Consider the following 17,446-nt stretch of genomic DNA (forward strand, 5'->3'; position numbering starts at 1 on the left):
GGGCCTGCAGCGCGCGGCCCAGCGGCGTGCCGGTCTCGCGGGTTTCCGCCGCCGCCCGCTTGACCAGGTCCTGCGCTTCGGCGCGGCCCACATGCGGCAGCAAGGCGAAGGACGCCTGCTCGGCAAGCGACAGCCCGCCGTCGCCGGCCAGCCGCGCGAGCATGGCCTCCGCCATCACCTGAAGCCCGCCGCAAAGCGCGGCGCCATGGGCAAGCGCGGCAGCGCTCGCCACCATCACCTGTGGCAGCACCAGCCATTCGCCCATCCAGGCCGCCCCGTCGCGCTCCTCGCGGTGCATCCCGCCGGCATCGAGCTGGCCGACAAGGCCGCTTGTGAAACGGGCCAGCGCCACCATCGCCTCGGCCCGCACCGGGTTCTGCTTCTGCGGCATGGTCGAGGAGCCGCCCGCCTCGCCAAGCCGCAATTCGCCGACCTCCGAGCGGGTCAGCAGGATCACGTCCTCGCCCACCTTGCCGAGCGCCAGCGCCAGCTCACCGAGTTCGCCCGCCACGCGGCGCAGCGGCTGCCGGTCGGCCATCCAGGGCAGCGCGCCGCAGAGCCCCAGCTCGGCCGCCACGGCATCCGCCATCGCCCGCGCCTTGCCGGCGCCCGCGCCCATTGCGGCCAGGTCGCCGGAGGCGCCGCCGAGCTGCACGAGGAGCCCCTCGCGGCGCAGGGTGCGCAGCCGCGCCCGGCAGCGTGCGAGCGGCAGCGCCCAGGTGGCGGCGCGCAGGCCGAAGCTGACCGGCGCCGCCACCTGGCCGCGCGTTCGTCCGGCCATCGGCGTCGCGCGATGGGTCGCGGCAAGACCGGCAAGCGTTGTCACCATGTCCGCGAGCCGTCCGTCGAGAAGATCGAGAACGTGCGCGATGCGGAGCATCAGGGCGGTGTCGACAATGTCCTGCGATGTCGCGCCGAAATGGAGATAGTCCGCCGCCGGCCGTTCCAGCCCCTTGCGCAGCTCCGCAACGAGCGCCGGCCCCGGCCCGCCCGCCGCCGCCGTCCCGGCGGCAAGCCCGGCCGGGTCGGGGGCCAATGCTGCAAGGCCCTTGTCGATCGCGGCGGCCGCCCCGGCCGGGATCACTCCGGCCGCCCCTTGCGCCCGTGCGATGGCCCGTTCGACCTCGATCATGGTGGCGATCTCGGCCTGAGCCGACAACAGCGCGAGCGCTTCCGCATCGCCGAACAGCGACAGGTAGAGCGGCGAATTCGGTGGCAGGTCGCTCATCAGATATCGAAGAACACGGTTTCGCCGTCGCCCTGCAGGCGGACATCGAAGCGATAGACCGGCAGGCCCGCCTCGTTGCGCCCCGCCTCCCTGGCGACCAGCGTTCCGCGCGCCTCCGGTTCCAGCCGCTTCATGTCGCTGTCCTGTTCCATCGCTTCCAGGTCCTGGGGGAAATAGATCCGCGTATGCAGGTGGATGTTGATGCCGCGGGCAAAAATCAGCAGCGCCACATGCGGTGCATGTCCTTGCGCATGGGCTCCGGGCCGGACGCTCTGGAAGCGGAAGAGGCCGCTGGAGAAATCCGCCACCGCACGGCCGAAAAGACCGAACTCGCCGGTCCGGCCGAGCCCGTCCGCCTGCCAGATCTCCAGCATCGCATCGCGCACCGGTGCGCCGGCGCCGTCGAGCACGGTGCCCTCGATGATGATCGCCTCGCCGGTGTTGCTCTCGATCACCGGGCCGGGCTGGTTGAGCAGCGGCGGCCGGCCGATCGACTGCGGCGCGGTGCCGATATGGATGTAGGGTCCGGCCGTCTGCGACGGCGTTTCAAGCAGGCGGTCGCGCATCAAAGCCCCTCCGGCCGGTTCTCGAAATGGGCCTGCCTCCGGCCACGCAGCACGATGTCGAACCGGTAGGCGAGGCAGTCGAACGGTTCCTGGTTCCTCAGGTCGAGCCGCGCCACCAGCCGGTCGACGGCGCTCTTGTCCGCGATCGTGTTGACGATCGGACAAAGCGGGATCAGCGGATCGCCCTCGAAATAGAGCTGGGTGATCAGCCTCTGGGCGAAGGCCTCGCCGAAGATCGACAGGTGAATATGCGCCGGCCGCCAGTCGGAGCCGTTGTTCGGCCAGGGATAGGGGCCGGGCTTGATCGTGCGGAACAGGTAATGCCCCTCCGCATCGCTGACGCAGCGCCCGCAGCCGGAGAAATTCGGATCGAGCGGCGCAAGATAACCGTCGCGCACATGGGCATAGCGGCCGGCGGCATTGGCCTGCCACACCTCGATCAGCGCGTGCGGCACCGGCCGCGCGTTCTCGTCGAGCACCCGGCCGAAGACATAGATGCGCTCGCCAAGCGCATCGCCCGTCGTGGCGGCGTTGCGGATCAGGTCGTGATCGAGCGGGCCGATCGGCGCATGGCCGAGCGCCGGTCCGGTCTTGTCGAGCGCCGTCTGCTCCAGCGCGTGCAGCGGCCGGAACGGTGCCCGCAGGACGGTGCTCTTGTAGCCCGGTGCGTAAGGGGCCGGGTGCTGGGCGCGGTCGCGCCGGTAAAAGTCAGTCGTCACGCGAGGTTCCTCCCGAACCGTTGCGGTCCTCCTCCAGTTCCGCGAAGACGGATCTGGCAATCTTGATCGCCCGGTTGGCTGCCGGCACGCCGGCATAGACGGCCACATGCAGGAGCGCTTCGCAAATGTCGTCGCGGGTCGCGCCGGTGCGCGCCGTCGCGCGGCAATGCATCGCCAGCTCCTCGTCATGCCCCAGCGCGGCCAGCAGCGCGATGGTGATCATCGAGCGTTCGCGCCGGCTGATCGTGTCGCGCGACCAGACCGTGCCCCAGGCGCCGCGTGTGATCAGCTCCTGGAACGGCGCGTCGAGCGGATCGGTCGCCGCGCGGGCCCGCTCGACATGGGCATCGCCCAGCACCGCACGGCGCGTCGCCATGCCGGCCTGCAGCGGATCGGCTCCGAAGGAACCGGCGGCCGGACTGTCCGGATCACTCATGCCGCATGCTCCCTGATGAACCCGACGATCAGCTCGGCCGTGCGGTCCGGCACTTCGACGCAGGGCAGGTGCCCGATGCCGGTGATTTCCTCGTAGCGGGCGCCGGGAATGGTCCCGGCGAGTGCCTGCAGGGTTGCCGGAGGGGTGGCACTGTCCTCGCTGCCGGCGATGCACAGGGTCGGCAGCCCAATGCCGCCGACGCGGGCCGAGTAGTCCGCATCGCGAATGGCGCTGCCGAGCGCGATGTAGCTGTCGGCCGGTGTATGCGCCAGCATGGTTCGCCAGCGCATAAGGTCGGCCGGGCGCGCCTCCCGGAAGCCGCGCGAGAACCAGCGCTCCATCGTCGCGTCGCAGATCGCCTCCATGCCGCCGGCGCGGATGGCGTCGGCGCGGGCGTTCCAGATCTCGGCCGTGCCGATCTTCATGCCGGTATTGGACAGCACCAGCCCGGCGACCCGGTCCGGCCGGCTGAGGGCAAGTGCCTGGGCGATCAGCCCGCCGACCGAAAGTCCGACCACCACCGCCCTGTCGATGTCGCACGCGTCGAGCAGCGCGGCCAGGTCGTCGGCATGGTCGTCGATGCTCATTGCGCCGCCCGACGGCGACAGGCCGTGGCCGGCGGTGTCGTAGCGCAGCACGCCCCAGTCGGCGGGCAGGCGCGCCACCACCTCGTCCCAGATCCGGAAGTCGGTGCCGAGCGAATTGGAGAAGGCAACGACCGGCGCCGAGCCGTCTCCCGCCTTTCGGAACGCGGTGTTGAGGATGCGTCCGTTTCGTATGACCGCCTGCACGCTTTTCATCTCCCGATCCCTTGATGTCGCTTCAGGATGACCACCTTAATTGGTAATGTAAAATGACAAATGGACGGTTTTGTATAACCGGAAAGGGAGTTTGATGCGTGTCGGTTCCGGGATCAAGCTGCGACACCTGCAGGCGTTTCTGGAGATCGCGCGGCTGCGCAGCCTGACCGAGGCGGCCAACTCGCTCAACGTCACCCAGCCGGCGATCTCAAAGACGCTGAAGGAGCTGGAGACCCTGCTTGGCGTCGGCCTGATGGAGCGTGGTCGCGCCGGCGTGGCGCTGACGGCCGAGGGCGAGATCTTTCGTCACTATGCGGGCCTTTCGGTTGCCGCCCTTGGCGAGGGAATCGACGGCATCGAGCAGGTGCGCATGGGGTCCGACCGGCTGCTGCGGGTCGGCGCCCTGCCCAGCGTCGCGGCCAGCATGGTCCCGACCGCCGCCGGGCAGTATCTGGAACACGGCCGGGGTGCCACGCTCGACATCGTCACCGGCCCGAACGGGCTCCTGCTGGACCAGCTCAGGACCGGCGCCCTGCATGTGGTGATCGGCCGGCTCGGACAACCCGACGCGATGCTCGGCCTGAGCTTCCAGCAGCTCTACAGCGAGCAGGTGGTGCTCGCCGTGCGCCCCGGCCATCCGCTCCTGCGCGATCCGGATCTTGCCCGCCTCCCGGCCTTCCCGGTTCTGTTTCCCAGCCGCGCGGCGGCGATCCGGCCGCAGGTCGAGAGGTTGATGGTGGCCAATGGCATCGGCCGCCTGCCGAAGCGCATCGAGACCGTCTCCAACGCCTTCGGCCGCTCCTTCACCCGCGCCACGGATGCGGTGTGGATCATCTCCAACGGGGTGGTTGCCAACGACCTGGCCGAGGGGCAGCTGGCGGCGCTGGCCGTCGACACGAGGCTGACGCTCGGGCCCGTCGGCATATCGACGCGCGCCGCCGAGACCCACACGCCCGACATGCTTCTCTTCATGTCGGCCATGCGCGAGGCGGTTTCCCGGCGCGGCCTCGCCTGAGCGGATCATGGCTCGCGGGCAGCGTCCTCGCCGGCGGGCCGGCCGCGTTTCGGGTCGTCATCGTCCCGATAGCCCTCGAGCGCCGACATGCGCCGCTCGCTGCGCTCGGGATCGCGGGCGGTGACCCCGGCGATCAGCGTCTCGGCGATGACCATGAGGGCCGCCGAGGAATCCCAGGGCGAGGGCACCGAGATCCGGGCCGGCAGCACGTGCGCGGCGACGCTGGCGATGGGCGACAGCCAGCTGTCGGTGACCAGCACGATCGTTGCTCCGCGCCGGGATGCGGCGGCCGCCATGCGCCCCAGATCGGCCTGGTAGCGGCGGATGTCGAAGACGACCAGCACGTCGCGCCGGCCGATGTCGAGCAGGGCGTCGCGCCAGTTGCCTTCCTGGCCGGCCATGTGCACGACGCCGGGGCGCAGGATGCGCAGATGTGCGGCCATGTAGCGGGCCAGTGCGTCGGTGAACCGGCCGCCCAGCAGATAGAGTTCGCGGCGCTCGTCGGACAGCAGCGAGACGACCGCCTCCAGCTCCGCCGCCGGCAGGTGGCGGAACGTGTCGCCGATATTGGTGCGGGCCGCCTCCGCCAGGGCGCCGATGCCCGGATCCCCGGCGCGGGTTCCGTCCTTGGCCTTGGCCAGCGGCGACTTGAGCTGGTCCTCCAGTTCGGTGCGCAGGCGCGTCTGCAGCGCCGCATAGGTGGAAAAGCCCATGCGCGTGGCGAAACGCAGGATCGTCGGCGAGCTGACCCCGGCCGCCCGGGCGAACTGGGCCACCGTGCCGAGCCCCAGCACCGGATAGTTGGCCAGAAGGGCGAGCGCGGCGCGCCGCTCCGTGACCGTGCATTCCGCCAGCCGGTCGCGTATCTCCTCCGCAAGGGACAGTGTCATGTCGTGCAATCCGCCTCCCCGAAAGACCCGGCCGCCGCGTTGGCCCGTCGCCGGCGAACCCGCTCCGGCCTTTTTGAAAGCCGATTGACATTGGAGTTCGCTATGTATCAAATCATACAGGAAGAGGAATTCAACGCAATTTTGTAACAAATCGAACAGCGCTTGCGATTTCTCCGGAAGGCACGCGGCTCGGAGGGCGGGACATGGAGCCGGACACGGCACGCGAGAACGGACTTGCGGGACGCGTCGGCGGGGACACGGGCGACGATGTCGTGCGCATCGACAACGCGCAGGGGCGCGGCGCCATTGTTCTCCTGTGCGATCACGCCTCCCGTCGGTTGCCCGCGGATTTCGGCGATCTCGGCCTCGATGCGGCGGCGCGCCGCGCCCACATCGCCTGGGATCCCGGTGCCTTGGGCGTGTCGCGGCACCTGTCGGGCCTTCTCGATGCGCCGCTCGTCTGGCCGGACCTGTCGCGCCTTGTCATCGACTGCAATCGCGACACGGCGGCGCCCGACCTGATTCCCGCGCTGAGCGAGCTGACCGAGGTGCCCGGCAACCGGGACCTTTCCGGGACCGAGCGCGCCCGGCGCATCGCGCTTGCCCACACGCCGTTCCATGCCCGCATCGGGGATCTGCTCGACGCGCGCGCCGCCGCAGGGCTGCCGAGCGTCGTCGTCTCGATCCACAGCTACACCCCGGTCTACAAGGGCGTTTCCCGGCCCTGGCCGGTCGGCATCCTGTCCAACCGGGACCGGCGCGTCGCCGATGCGATGATCGCCGACCTTGCCCGTCAGGGCATTGCCGATATCGGCGACAACCAGCCCTATGCGCCGGGCGACGGTGTCTATTACACGGTCGGCCGCCACGGCGAGGCCCGCGGTCTTGCCTGTGTCATGGTCGAGGTGCGCAATGACGAGATCATGGATGCCGCCGGCGAGAGCCTCTGGGCCGTCCGGCTCGAGGCCGCGCTCAAGGCGGCGCTGACGGCGCTGGGCGAGGGAGGGTGAGGATGTCGCCGGTGCTGCGCCGCTATGTTGCCGTCGTCGACGCCGTCAACCGCCGTATCGGCCGGGTGATGATGTACGGCGTCTTCGTCATGGTCGCGATCCTGCTCTGGTCGTCGGTTTCCAAGACCTTCTTCGTGCCCTCTCTCTGGACCCTGGAAGTCGCCCAGTTCGCGATGGTCGCCTATTACATTCTCGGCGGCCCCTACTCGATCCAGCTCGGCTCGAACGTGCGCATGGATCTCTTCTATGCCGGCTGGAGCGTGAGGAAGAAGGCCTGGTTCGATGCCTTCACGGTGCTGGTGCTGATCTTCTATCTCGGCGTCCTGTTCTATGGCGGCATCGGCTCGACCGCCTATTCGCTCGGCCACTTCGGCACCGAGCCCTTCGTCTTCCTTAAGGACCTGGCGGTCGCCTTCGTCACCGGCGGGCCGGACGCCGCCGGCGAGGTGCTCGGCTATATCGAGCGCAGCCCGACCGCCTGGCGTCCCTATCTCTGGCCGATCAAGGCGATCATGTGCCTCGGCTTCTTCCTGATGCTTCTGCAGGCGCTCTCCGAGCTGATCAAGGACATCGCGCGTATCCGCGGAGAGGAAATCTGATGTCCTACGAGATGATCGCGCTGCTGATGTTTGCCTCGATGATGCTGATGCTGCTGACGGGCCAGCGCGTCTTCGGCGCCATCGGCGGCGTTGCGGCGGTCGCGGCACTGGCGTTGTGGGGCACGGGCGGATCCGACGTTCCCTTCGCCGCCGCCATGAAGCTGATGAAATGGTATCCGCTGCTGACGCTGCCGATGTTCATCTTCATGGGCTATGTCCTGTCGGAATCGAAGATCGCCGACGATCTCTACAAGATGTTCCATGTCTGGATGGGCCCGGTTTCCGGCGGCCTCGCCATCGGCACGATCGGCCTGATGGTGCTGGTCTCGGCGATGAACGGCCTGTCCGTCGCCGGCATGGCGATCGGCGCCACCATCGCCCTGCCCGAGCTGCTGCGCCGCGGCTACGACAAGAAGATGGTCACCGGCGTCATCCAGGCCGGCTCCTCGCTTGGCATCCTGGTGCCGCCCTCCGTCGTTCTGGTGCTCTACGCCATGATCGCCCGCGCGCCCGTGGGCCAGCTCTGGCTCGCAGGCGTCGTGCCGGGGCTGATGATGGCGACCATGTTCATCGTCTACATCTACATCCGCTGCCGGCTGAACCCCTCGCTGGGCCCGGTGCTCAGCGTCGAGGAGCGCAATGTGCCGATGGCGGAGAAGATCCGCCTGCTCGGTGCCGGCGTGCTGCCGCTGGTGATTTTCGCGGCGATGATGGTGCCCTTCGTCAACGGCTGGACGAGCCTCGTCGAGAGCTCCGCCATCGGCGCCATGACGGCGTTTCTGGCCGCCGTCGTCAAGCGGCGCATGAACCGGGCGGTGTTCGAGACCTGCCTGCGCCAGACGCTGGCGATTTCCTGCATGTTCATGTGGATCATTCTCGCCGCGCTCGGCTTCGGCGCCATCTTCGACGGGCTCGGCGCGGTCAAGGCGATCGAGAGCCTGTTCACCGAGAAGCTCGGCCTTGACCCGTGGATGATCCTCATCCTGATGCAGATATCGTTCCTGCTGATGGGCACCTTTCTCGACGACACGGCGATGCTGGTCATCGTCGCGCCGCTCTATGTGCCGCTGGTCGCCGCCCTTGGCTTCGATCTGGTCTGGTACGGCGTGCTCTACACGATCACCACCCAGATCGCCTACATGACGCCGCCCTTCGGCTACAACCTGTTCCTGATGCGCGCCATGGCACCGCCCGAAATCACCCTGCGCGACATTTACGGCTCGATCACGCCCTTCGTCATGGTGATGGTGCTGGCGCTCGCGCTTATCATGGTCTTTCCGCAGATCGCGCTGTGGCTGCCGGAGTATGTCTACGGCCGCTGAGCAGTGCGTCCGGCACTGGTGAAACACGAGAGACAAGGAGGACCGCAACCGCTTTGAACGATCGCGCCGCAAAAACCAAGAAGCACGGGCGCGGGCCGCATCTCTGGACTGAAACCAAGGGGAATGACAGATGACCAACAGACGCGATTTTCTGAAGAAGGCCGGCCTTGGCACCGTTGCCGCCGCCGGTGCCTCCACGCTTGCCGCTCCCGCCGTTCTTGGCCAGGCACCGATCAAGTGGCGCCTCCAGACCTATGCCGGCGCGGCGCTGGCCGAGCACGTGATCAAGCCGCATATCGATGCCTTCAACAAGGCCGCCAACGGCCAGATGGAGATCGAGCTCTTCTTCGCCGACCAGCTCGTGCCGACGGGAGAACTGTTCCGCGCCATGCAGCGCGGCACCATCGACGCGGTGCAGTCGGATGACGATTCCATGGCCTCGCCGACGGAAGTGACCGTCTTCGGCGGCTACTTCCCCTTTGCCAGCCGTTATTCGCTGGACGTGCCGGTGCTGTTCAACCAGTACGGCCTGAAGGAGATCTGGGAAGAGGAATATGCCAAGGTCGGCGTCAAGCACATCTCGGCCGGTGCCTGGGATCCGTGCCACTTCGCCACCAAGGACCCGATCCGCAGCCTGGCCGACCTGAAGGGCAAGCGCGTCTTCACCTTCCCGACCGCCGGCCGCTTCCTCGCCCAGTTCGGCGTCGTGCCGGTCACCCTCCCCTGGGAGGACATCGAGGTCGCGGTGCAGACCGGCGAGCTTGACGGCGTCGCCTGGTCGGGCATTACCGAGGACTACACGGTAGGCTGGGCCGATGTGACCAACTACTTCCTCACCAACAACATCTCCGGCGCCTGGGCCGGTTCGTTCTTCGCCAACATGGACAAGTGGAACGAACTGCCCGATCACCTGAAGACGATGCTGCAGCTGGCCATGGATGCCTCCCACTATTACCGCCAGTGGTGGTACTGGGGCGGCGAGGCGAGCCTGCGTGTCGACGGAACGAAGATGGAGCTGACCAGCATTCCCGACGCGGAGTGGCAGCAGGTCGAGGATGCGGCGGTCACCTTCTGGGACGAGATCGCGGCCGAGTCCGAGACCAAGAAGAAGGTCGTCGACATCTTCAAGAAGTACAATGCCGACATGAAGAAGGCCGGTCGGCCCTATCGCTACGGCTGATTGCCGGTCCACTGTGGACCCGTCAATCGCGCCCCGGACGGCAACGCCCGGGGCGCCCGCGCCCGAAACCGCTGTCCGGCGCCTCGCGCCGCAATGAGAACGATGACCAAAATGGCAGGCAACCTGACTTTCGAAGCCCTCTCCGCCGCTGTCGCCGATGGCGAGATCGACACCGTGCTCGCCTGCATCGTCGACATGCAGGGCCGCCTGATGGGCAAGCGCTTTCACGCGCGCAATTTCGTCGATCACTCCTTCGAGGAGACGCATTGCTGCAACTACCTGCTGGCGACCGATCTCGAGATGTACACGGTCGAGGGCTACGCCTCGACGAGCTGGGCCGGCGGTTACGGCGATTACGTCATGAAGCCGGACCTTTCCACCCTGCGCCGCGTGCCCTGGCTGGAAGGCACCGCGATGGTGCTGTGCGACGTGCTCGACCACCACACGCACGAGGCCGTGCCGCATTCGCCGCGCGCGCTGCTCAAGGGCCAGATCGCCCGGCTCGAGGCCATGGGCCTGACCGCCATGATGGCGACCGAGCTGGAATTCTTCCTGTTCGAGAAGAGCTTCGACGAGATCCGCAAGGACGGGTTCCGCAACCTCGAGCCGATTTCCGGCTACAACGAGGACTACAACATCCTGCAGACCACCAAGGAAGAGAAGGTCATGCGCCCCTTGCGCAACCATCTCTTCGATGCCGGCATTCCGGTCGAGAACTCCAAGGGCGAGGCCGAGGCCGGCCAGGAAGAGCTCAACATCCGCTATGCCGATCCGCTCGCCTGCGCCGATCATCACACCATCGCCAAGCACGCGACCAAGGAGATCGCCTGGCAGCAGGGGCATGCGGTGACGTTCCTGCCGAAGTGGCACCACGCCCGCGTCGGCTCCTCCTCGCATGTGCACCAGTCGCTGTGGTCGAAGGACGGAACCAGCGCCTTCTTCGACAAGGACGCCCAGCACGGCATGTCGCGGACCATGCATCACTACATGGCGGGTCTGATCCGCTATGCGCCGGACTACACCCTGTTCCTGGCGCCCTATATCAACAGCTACAAGCGCTTCCAGAAGGGCACCTTCGCCCCGACCAAGACCGCCTGGTCGGTCGACAACCGCACCGCCGGCTTCCGGCTCTGCGGCGAGGGCACGAAGGGCGTGCGCGTCGAGTGCCGCATTGGCGGCTCCGACCTCAACCCCTATCTGGCGCTTGCCGTGCAGCTTGCCGCCGGCATGCGCGGCATGGAGGAGAAGCTCGAACTCGACGCGCCGGTCACTGGCGACCTGTACCAGTCGCGCCGGCTGAAGGAGATCCCCCGTTCCCTGCGGGCCGCGACGGATGCCCTGCGCAAGTCGAAGATGCTGCGCGAGGCCTTTGGCGATGCGGTCGTCGACCACTATGTGCGGGCGGCGGAGTGGGAGCAGGAGGATTTCGACCGCGTGGTGACGGACTACGAGCTCGCCCGCGGTTTCGAACGCTGCTGATCGCGGCGACCCCCGAGAGGGTCGCTGAAGCCCGGCAGGCTCGCCGGCCGGGAGACTATGAGATGGTTCCCAAACGTGGAGAGGCAGGCCGCGATCCGCGGGCCTGCCCGGAAGGGGTGAGAGGTCGGAGGTGATCGAGCTGATTTCCCCGGCCGAGGGCCCGCTCTATGCCGAGCGTCCCGTCGCCACCGCCGCCGCGATCGACCAGGCCGTGGCCGAGGCGCGCAGCGCGCAGGGCGCCTGGGCGGCGACGCCGCTTTCCGAGCGCTGCGATGCCGTGCTTGCCGCCGTTGCCGCGCTCGAGGCGATGAACGACGAGATCGTGCCCGAACTTGCCTGGCAGATGGGGCGCCCGGTGCGCTATGGCGGCGAGAAGGGCGGCACGCGCGAGCGCACCGACTACATGGTGAAGATCGCGGAAGAGGCGCTGGCACCCCGCCATCACACCGACCGTCCCGGCTTCACCCGCTTCGTCAAGCCGGAGCCGGTCGGCATCGTCATGGTCATCGCGCCGTGGAACTACCCGTTCATGACGGCGATCAACACCATCGTTCCGGCGCTGATCGCCGGCAACGTGGTGATCCTCAAGCACGCCGCGCAGACGCTGCTTGTCGGCGAGCGGCTGGAAAAGGCCTTCAGGGCTGCCGGCCTGCCGAAGGGTGTCTTCCGCAATATCGTGCTCAATCACGGGCAGACCGAGGCGCTGCTTGCCTCGGGCCGGATCGACCACATCAACTTCACCGGCTCGGTTGCCGGCGGCCGGGCCATCGAGAAGGCGGCGGCCGGCACCTTCGCCACGCTTGGCCTGGAACTCGGCGGCAAGGACCCGGCCTATGTGCGGGCCGACGCGGATGTCGCCTTCGCGGTGGAGAACCTTGCCGACGGCGCCTTCTACAATGCCGGCCAGTGCTGCTGCGGCGTCGAGCGCGTCTATGTGCACGAGAACCACTTCGACGCGGTGGTCGAGGGGCTGGCGGCCGCCGCCTCCGCCTACAGGCTCGGCAACCCGCTCGAGGAGGCGACGACGCTCGGGCCGATGGCCCAGGCCCGCTTCGCCGCCTGGGTGCGCGAGCAGACCGAGGAGGCGCAGCGCAAGGGCGCAAGGGCGCTGGTCGACCCGAAACTGTTCCCCGAGGACAAGCCGGGCACGCCCTATCTGATGCCGCAGGTGCTGGTCGACGTCGATCACCAGATGTCGGTGATGCGCGAGGAGAGCTTCGGTCCGGTTGTCGGGGTGATGAAGGTGCGCAACGACGAGGAGGCGCTGGCCCTGATGAACGACAGCCCCTACGGCCTGACCGCATCCGTGTGGACGGCGGACGAGGATGCGGCTATCTCGCTCGGCGAGCGGCTGGAGACGGGAACCGTCTTCATGAACCGTTGCGACTATCTCGATCCGGCGCTTGTGTGGACCGGCGTCAAGGACACCGGCAAGGGCGCGGCGCTGTCCGAGATCGGCTACCTGTCGCTGACCCGGCCGAAGTCCTACCACCTGCGCGCCCATTCCTGAGGCGCGCGGGCCTTCCTCTCCCTCTCCTTTCAAGGCTTATCTGGACATGACCACCACACCGTCCGCCAACTGGAACTACCCGACCACCATCCGCTTCGGCGCGGGCCGCATCGCGGAACTCGGCAAGTCCGCCGCGCTGCTCGGCATGAAGCGCCCGCTTCTGGTCACCGATCCGGGCCTCGCCCGCCTGCCGATGACCGCCAGCGCGCTGGAGATCCTGCGCCAGGCCGGCCTCGAGCCGGACATCTTCAGCGACGTCAAGCCGAACCCGACCGGCGCCAATGTCGATGCCGGCGTCGCCGCCTATCGCTCCGGCGGCCATGACGGCGTCATCGCCTTCGGCGGAGGCTCGGGCCTCGATGCCGGCAAGGTCATCGCCTTCATGTCCGGCCAGACGCGCCCGATGTGGGATTTCGAGGATGTCGGCGACTGGTGGACCCGCGCCGATCCGGACGGCATCGCCCCGATCCTCGCCGTGCCGACGACGGCCGGCACCGGTTCGGAGGTCGGCCGCGCCGGCGTCATCACCAACGAGGCGACCCACACCAAGAAGGTGATCTTCCATCCGAAGATGCTGCCCGGCATCGTCATCTGCGACCCGGAACTGACCGTCGGCATGCCGCGTTACTTCACCGTCGGCACCGGCATGGACGCGCTCGCGCATTGCCTGGAGGCCTATTCCTCCACCTTCTATCATCCGATGGGCGATGGCATCGCCGTGGAAGGCATCCGGCTCGTGCTGGAGAACCTGCAACGCGTCGCCGACGTGCCGGATGACCTCGTGGCGCGCGGCCACATGATGTCCGCCGCCGCCATGGGCGCGGTTGCCTTCCAGAAGGGACTGGGCGCGATCCATGCGCTGTCGCACCCCGTCGGCGCCCTCTACGACACCCATCACGGCATGACCAACGCCGTCTTCATGCCCTATGTGCTGGCCTTCAACCGGTCCGCCATCGAGGGCAAGATCGAGCGGCTCGCCGGCTATCTCGGCATCTCCGGCGGTTTCGACGGCTTCATGAAGGTGGTGCTCGACCTGCGCGCGGCGCTCGACGTGCCGCACACGCTGGAAGGGCTGAAGGTCGATGGCGAGAAGGCCGGGCTGATCGCCGAAATGGCGATCGTCGACCCGACCGCCGGTGGCAACCCGCTGGAACTGACCCTGGACGGTGCGAGCGCGATCTTCGCCGACGCGCTGTCCGGCAGGCTCTGAGCGGGAACTGTCGCCGATTGACAGGGGGCATGTATGCCCCCTACATCCCCACTGGTTTCGCGGAAGGCAGGAAACGGCCTTTCCGCGAAGGCGGCCCGGCTTGCCGTGCGGCGGCCGGTGACGGAGCAGGAACGACAGGGTGGGACCGGGCAATATGAGTGAGATGCGGATCGACCGCCGCTTTGCGGCATGCAGGGCGGCGAACCGGCCGGCGCTGGTGACCTTCGTGACCGCCGGCGATCCGGACCTTGCCACCTCCCAGGCGATCCTCGATGCGCTTCCGGCCGCAGGCGCCGACGTGATCGAGCTGGGCATGCCCTTTTCCGATCCGATGGCCGAGGGCATTCCGGTGCAGCTCGCCAACCAGCGGGCGCTTGCCGCCGGCCAGACCATGGACAAGACGCTCGACATGGTGCGCGCCTTCCGCCGCCATGACGCGGAGACGCCCATTGTCCTGATGGGCTACTACAACCCGATCTATGTGCGCGATCCGGCCGTTTTCGTGAAGACCGCGGTCGAGGCCGGCGTCGACGGGCTGATCATTGTCGACATGCCGCCGGAAGCCGATGACGAGCTCTGCCTGCCGGCGCTCGCCGCCGGTCACAACTTCATCCGCCTGACGACGCCGACGACCGACGACAAGCGCCTGCCGGCCGTGCTCGCCAACACCTCGGGTTTCGTCTATTACGTATCGGTGACCGGGGTCACCGGCGCCAGCATCGCCAGCCGTGACCGGGTGACCGACGCGGTGCGCCGCATCAAGCGCCACACGCGCCTGCCGGTTGCCGTCGGGTTCGGCGTCAAGACCGCCGAGGATGCCGAGGTGATCGGCCGCGACGCAGATGGCGTCGTTGTCGGCTCGGTGCTTGTCGAGGCGGTGCGCGGCAGCCTCGATGCCGAGGGCCGCGCCACCAGCGCGACGGTCGAGGCGGTGGCTGCCGTGGTGCGCTCGCTCGCCGAAGGCGTTGCCCGCGCCCGCGCCTGAACCGATGTCGCGCCGGAGCAGCGCCCGGGGCACCGGCCTTGCGGCGGCCCGGACGCGGACCGATGTGGAATGAACGCTAACAACGGACGGTATTCGCCTTGAACTGGATCAACAACGTTGTCCGCCCGAAGATCCGCGGCCTGCTGCAGCAGAAGCGCGACGTGCCGGAAAACCTCTGGATCAAGTGTCCCGAGACCGGCGAGATGGTCTTCCATCGCGACCTTGAAGCCAACCAGTGGGTGGTGCCGAATTCCGGTCACCACATGCGCGTTTCCGGCAAGAAGCGGCTGGAGCTGTTTTTCGATGGCGGCACCTTCGACAAGGTGAAGACGCCGGAAGTGACGGCCGATCCGCTCAAGTTCCGTGACGAGAAGCGCTACACCGACCGCATCCGCGATGCCCGCGCCAAGACCGGTCTCGAGGACGCGGTGACGGTGGCGACCGGCAAGCTTCGGGGCATGGATGTCACCGCGGCTGTCCAGGATTTCGCCTTCATGGGCGGTTCGCTCGGCATGGCTGCCGGCGAGGCGGTGCTGAAGGGTCTGGAGACCGCCGTCGAGCGCGCCACGCCCTTTGTGCTCTTTGTCGCCTCCGGCGGCGCGCGCATGCAGGAGGGCATCCTGTCCCTGATGCAGATGCCGCGCACCACCATCGGCGTGCAGATGATGCGCGAGGCGGGCCTGCCCTTCATCGTCGTCTTCACCAACCCGACGACCGGCGGCGTCACGGCCTCCTACGCGATGCTGGGCGATGTGCATATCGCCGAGCCGGGCGCCCTGATCGGCTTTGCCGGCCCGCGCGTGATCGAGCAGACGATCCGCGAGAAGCTGCCCGAGGGGTTCCAGCGTTCCGAATACCTCCTCGACCACGGCATGATCGACATGGTCGTGCACCGTCACCAGCTGCCGGAGACGATCGCCAGGATCTGTTCGATCCTGACCAAGGCGGAGGTTCAGCTTCCCGGCGAGGCGGAACTGGATCCACCGGTGAGCAAGGGTGCCGAAGAAAAGCCCGCGCCCGAAGCTGCGGCAAAGCCGTCGGGCGAAAGCACCGGCGAGGAGACCGCGCCCCGCGGCGCCTGACCGCCTCGCGCGCGGCGCCGAAAAGCGGCAGCCTCCTGTCGCAGGCGCGACGCCGCGCGCGGCAAAGGCCCCGGGGCACTTGCGAAACTGCCGCCGCTCCATAACGATGCGCCGTCGGGGCATGGAGCATCACCTGGCGGTGACCCGTCCGTCCGACCGGTGCAGGCGTCTGCGCGGCGGGGCAGGAGACAGTCGATCAGCATCTGGATCTTTGCCCGGCACGGGCTGAAAGATCCGTTGGTTTACGGCGACAGGCATTTGAATGGACCAGGTAACCGCGATCCTCGACCGACTTCTGGCGCTGCATCCGCGTGAGATCGACCTGTCGCTCGGCCGCATGGAGCGCCTGCTTCAGGCGCTCGGCCGGCCGCAGGACCGTTTGCCGCCGGTCATCCACATTGCCGGCACCAACGGCAAGGGCTCGACCACCGCTTTCATGCGCTCGATCCTCGAGGCCGCGGGCCTTCGGGTCCATGTCTACACCTCGCCTCATCTCGTCGCCTTCAACGAGCGCATCCGCCTTGCCGGCCGCCTCGTCACCGACGCGCGGCTGATCGAGGCGCTCGACGCCTGCGAGCAGGCGAATGCAGGGGCGGAGATCACCTTCTTCGAGGTCACCACGGCGGCGGCGCTTCTGCTCTTCGCCGAGGAGCCGGCCGATGTGCTGCTGCTGGAGGTCGGCCTTGGCGGGCGGCTTGACGCCACCAATGTCATCGACGCGCCGCTTGCCGCGACGATCACACCCCTGTCCATGGACCACGAACGCTACCTGGGCGAAACCCTCGAGGGGATCGCGGTGGAAAAGGCCGGGATCCTCAAGGCGGGTTGCCCGGCGGTGATCGCCCCCCAGCCCGACGCGGCGATGGCGGTGATCGGCCGCGTGGCCCGCGAACGCGGCGCCACCCCCGTCGTCTTCGGCGAGGACTTCACCGCCTTCGAGGAAAACGGCCGCCTCGTCTATCAGGACGAGAACGGCTTGCTCGACCTGCCGCGCCCGCGTCTTTTCGGCCGCCACCAGATCGTCAACGCGGCGATGGCGATCGCCTCGCTGCGCGCCGCCGGACGCCTGCCGGATGTCGGTGCCATCGAGCGCGGCCTTGTCAGCGTCGACTGGCCGGGCCGCATGCAGCCGCTCCGCCAGGGGCCTTTGCTTGACCTTTGCGCGCCGGGGACCGAGCTCTGGCTGGACGGCGGGCACAATCCGGGAGCGGCCATTGCCATCGCCGGGGTGATGGGCGAGCAGGAGGAGCGGCATCCGCGTCCGTTCTACCTTGTGGCCGGGATGCTGAAGACCAAGGATCCGGTCGGCTTCTTCCGTCCCTTCGCGGACCTTGCCCGCGAGGTGGTCAGCGGCACGCAGGCCACCTCGCGGGCAAGGTCCGCGAAGGGACGGAAGGATCCGGTCGGCTTCTTCC

17 protein-coding genes are annotated in these 17,446 nt (G+C 68.0%); 11 read left to right on the top strand and 6 right to left on the bottom strand.

Annotated elements, in window-relative coordinates; genetic code table 11:
* The 5 genes from ACN0T5_RS18595 to pcaD all read right to left on the bottom strand — a co-directional run.
* On the bottom strand, nt 1–1,228 hold a 1,228-nt coding region (locus ACN0T5_RS18595; RefSeq protein ID WP_417770112.1), incomplete at its 3' end, for a lyase family protein.
* Nucleotides 1,228–1,794: a protocatechuate 3,4-dioxygenase subunit alpha gene (gene pcaG / locus ACN0T5_RS18600; RefSeq protein ID WP_417770113.1), complete on the bottom strand. Its 567-nt coding sequence runs from the start codon at nt 1,792–1,794 to the stop codon at nt 1,228–1,230. The genes ACN0T5_RS18595 and pcaG, both read right to left, overlap by 1 nt.
* The gene (gene pcaH, locus ACN0T5_RS18605; protein ID WP_417770114.1) at nt 1,794–2,609 is read right to left on the bottom strand and encodes a protocatechuate 3,4-dioxygenase subunit beta; all 816 of its coding nucleotides are present in this window, start codon (nt 2,607–2,609) and stop codon (nt 1,794–1,796) included. Before pcaH ends, pcaG begins: the two co-directional genes overlap by 1 nt.
* A complete protein-coding gene (gene pcaC, locus ACN0T5_RS18610) occupies nt 2,503–2,949 on the bottom strand; it encodes a 4-carboxymuconolactone decarboxylase (RefSeq protein ID WP_417770115.1) in 447 nt (148 codons plus the stop codon). The genes pcaH and pcaC overlap by 107 nt, the downstream gene beginning before the upstream one ends.
* Nucleotides 2,946–3,749 carry a 3-oxoadipate enol-lactonase gene (gene pcaD, locus ACN0T5_RS18615; protein ID WP_417770116.1) on the bottom strand — a complete coding sequence of 268 codons (804 nt, stop codon included), beginning with the start codon at nt 3,747–3,749 and terminating at the stop codon, nt 2,946–2,948. The genes pcaC and pcaD overlap by 4 nt, the downstream gene beginning before the upstream one ends.
* A gap of 94 nt (nt 3,750–3,843) precedes the next feature.
* Between pcaD and pcaQ the strand changes: the two genes are divergently transcribed.
* Nucleotides 3,844–4,764, top strand: coding sequence for a pca operon transcription factor PcaQ (gene pcaQ, locus ACN0T5_RS18620; protein ID WP_417770117.1), 921 nt, complete (start codon nt 3,844–3,846; stop codon nt 4,762–4,764).
* A gap of 5 nt (nt 4,765–4,769) precedes the next feature.
* Here pcaQ and ACN0T5_RS18625 read toward each other — a convergent pair whose 3' ends face one another.
* Nucleotides 4,770–5,654 (bottom strand): MurR/RpiR family transcriptional regulator, encoded by an 885-nt coding sequence (locus tag ACN0T5_RS18625; protein WP_417770118.1) that lies wholly within the window; start codon nt 5,652–5,654, stop codon nt 4,770–4,772.
* A gap of 203 nt (nt 5,655–5,857) precedes the next feature.
* Here ACN0T5_RS18625 and ACN0T5_RS18630 point away from each other — a divergent pair, with 203 nt between their 5' ends.
* The 10 genes from ACN0T5_RS18630 to ACN0T5_RS18675 form a co-directional block, all read left to right on the top strand.
* Nucleotides 5,858–6,664, top strand: coding sequence for an N-formylglutamate amidohydrolase (locus ACN0T5_RS18630; protein WP_417770119.1), 807 nt, complete (start codon nt 5,858–5,860; stop codon nt 6,662–6,664).
* A 2-nt stretch (nt 6,665–6,666) separates the two neighbouring features.
* Nucleotides 6,667–7,263: a TRAP transporter small permease subunit gene (locus ACN0T5_RS18635; RefSeq protein WP_417770120.1), complete on the top strand. Its 597-nt coding sequence runs from the start codon at nt 6,667–6,669 to the stop codon at nt 7,261–7,263.
* The gene (locus tag ACN0T5_RS18640) at nt 7,263–8,585 is read left to right on the top strand and encodes a TRAP transporter large permease (protein ID WP_417770121.1); all 1,323 of its coding nucleotides are present in this window, start codon (nt 7,263–7,265) and stop codon (nt 8,583–8,585) included. Before ACN0T5_RS18635 ends, ACN0T5_RS18640 begins: the two co-directional genes overlap by 1 nt.
* A 130-nt stretch (nt 8,586–8,715) precedes the next feature.
* Nucleotides 8,716–9,765 carry a TRAP transporter substrate-binding protein gene (locus ACN0T5_RS18645; RefSeq protein ID WP_281685558.1) on the top strand — a complete coding sequence of 350 codons (1,050 nt, stop codon included), beginning with the start codon at nt 8,716–8,718 and terminating at the stop codon, nt 9,763–9,765.
* 111 nt (nt 9,766–9,876) lie between these two features.
* Nucleotides 9,877–11,244, top strand: a complete 1,368-nt coding sequence (locus ACN0T5_RS18650) for a glutamine synthetase family protein (protein WP_417770127.1) — start codon at nt 9,877–9,879, stop codon at nt 11,242–11,244.
* A 130-nt stretch (nt 11,245–11,374) separates the two neighbouring features.
* Nucleotides 11,375–12,754 (top strand): aldehyde dehydrogenase family protein, encoded by a 1,380-nt coding sequence (locus ACN0T5_RS18655; protein WP_417770122.1) that lies wholly within the window; start codon nt 11,375–11,377, stop codon nt 12,752–12,754.
* 46 nt (nt 12,755–12,800) lie between these two features.
* Nucleotides 12,801–13,964: an iron-containing alcohol dehydrogenase gene (locus tag ACN0T5_RS18660; protein ID WP_417770123.1), complete on the top strand. Its 1,164-nt coding sequence runs from the start codon at nt 12,801–12,803 to the stop codon at nt 13,962–13,964.
* A 154-nt stretch (nt 13,965–14,118) separates the two neighbouring features.
* A complete protein-coding gene (gene trpA, locus ACN0T5_RS18665) occupies nt 14,119–14,949 on the top strand; it encodes a tryptophan synthase subunit alpha (RefSeq protein WP_417770124.1) in 831 nt (276 codons plus the stop codon).
* A gap of 98 nt (nt 14,950–15,047) precedes the next feature.
* Nucleotides 15,048–16,031: an acetyl-CoA carboxylase, carboxyltransferase subunit beta gene (gene accD / locus ACN0T5_RS18670; RefSeq protein ID WP_417770125.1), complete on the top strand. Its 984-nt coding sequence runs from the start codon at nt 15,048–15,050 to the stop codon at nt 16,029–16,031.
* A 262-nt stretch (nt 16,032–16,293) separates the two neighbouring features.
* Nucleotides 16,294–17,446 (top strand): bifunctional folylpolyglutamate synthase/dihydrofolate synthase (locus ACN0T5_RS18675; RefSeq protein ID WP_417770126.1); only part of this gene is annotated, 1,153 nt, incomplete at its 3' end.

Source organism: Stappia sp. (assembly GCF_048261845.1).
Taxonomy (GTDB): Bacteria; Pseudomonadota; Alphaproteobacteria; order Rhizobiales; family Stappiaceae; genus Stappia.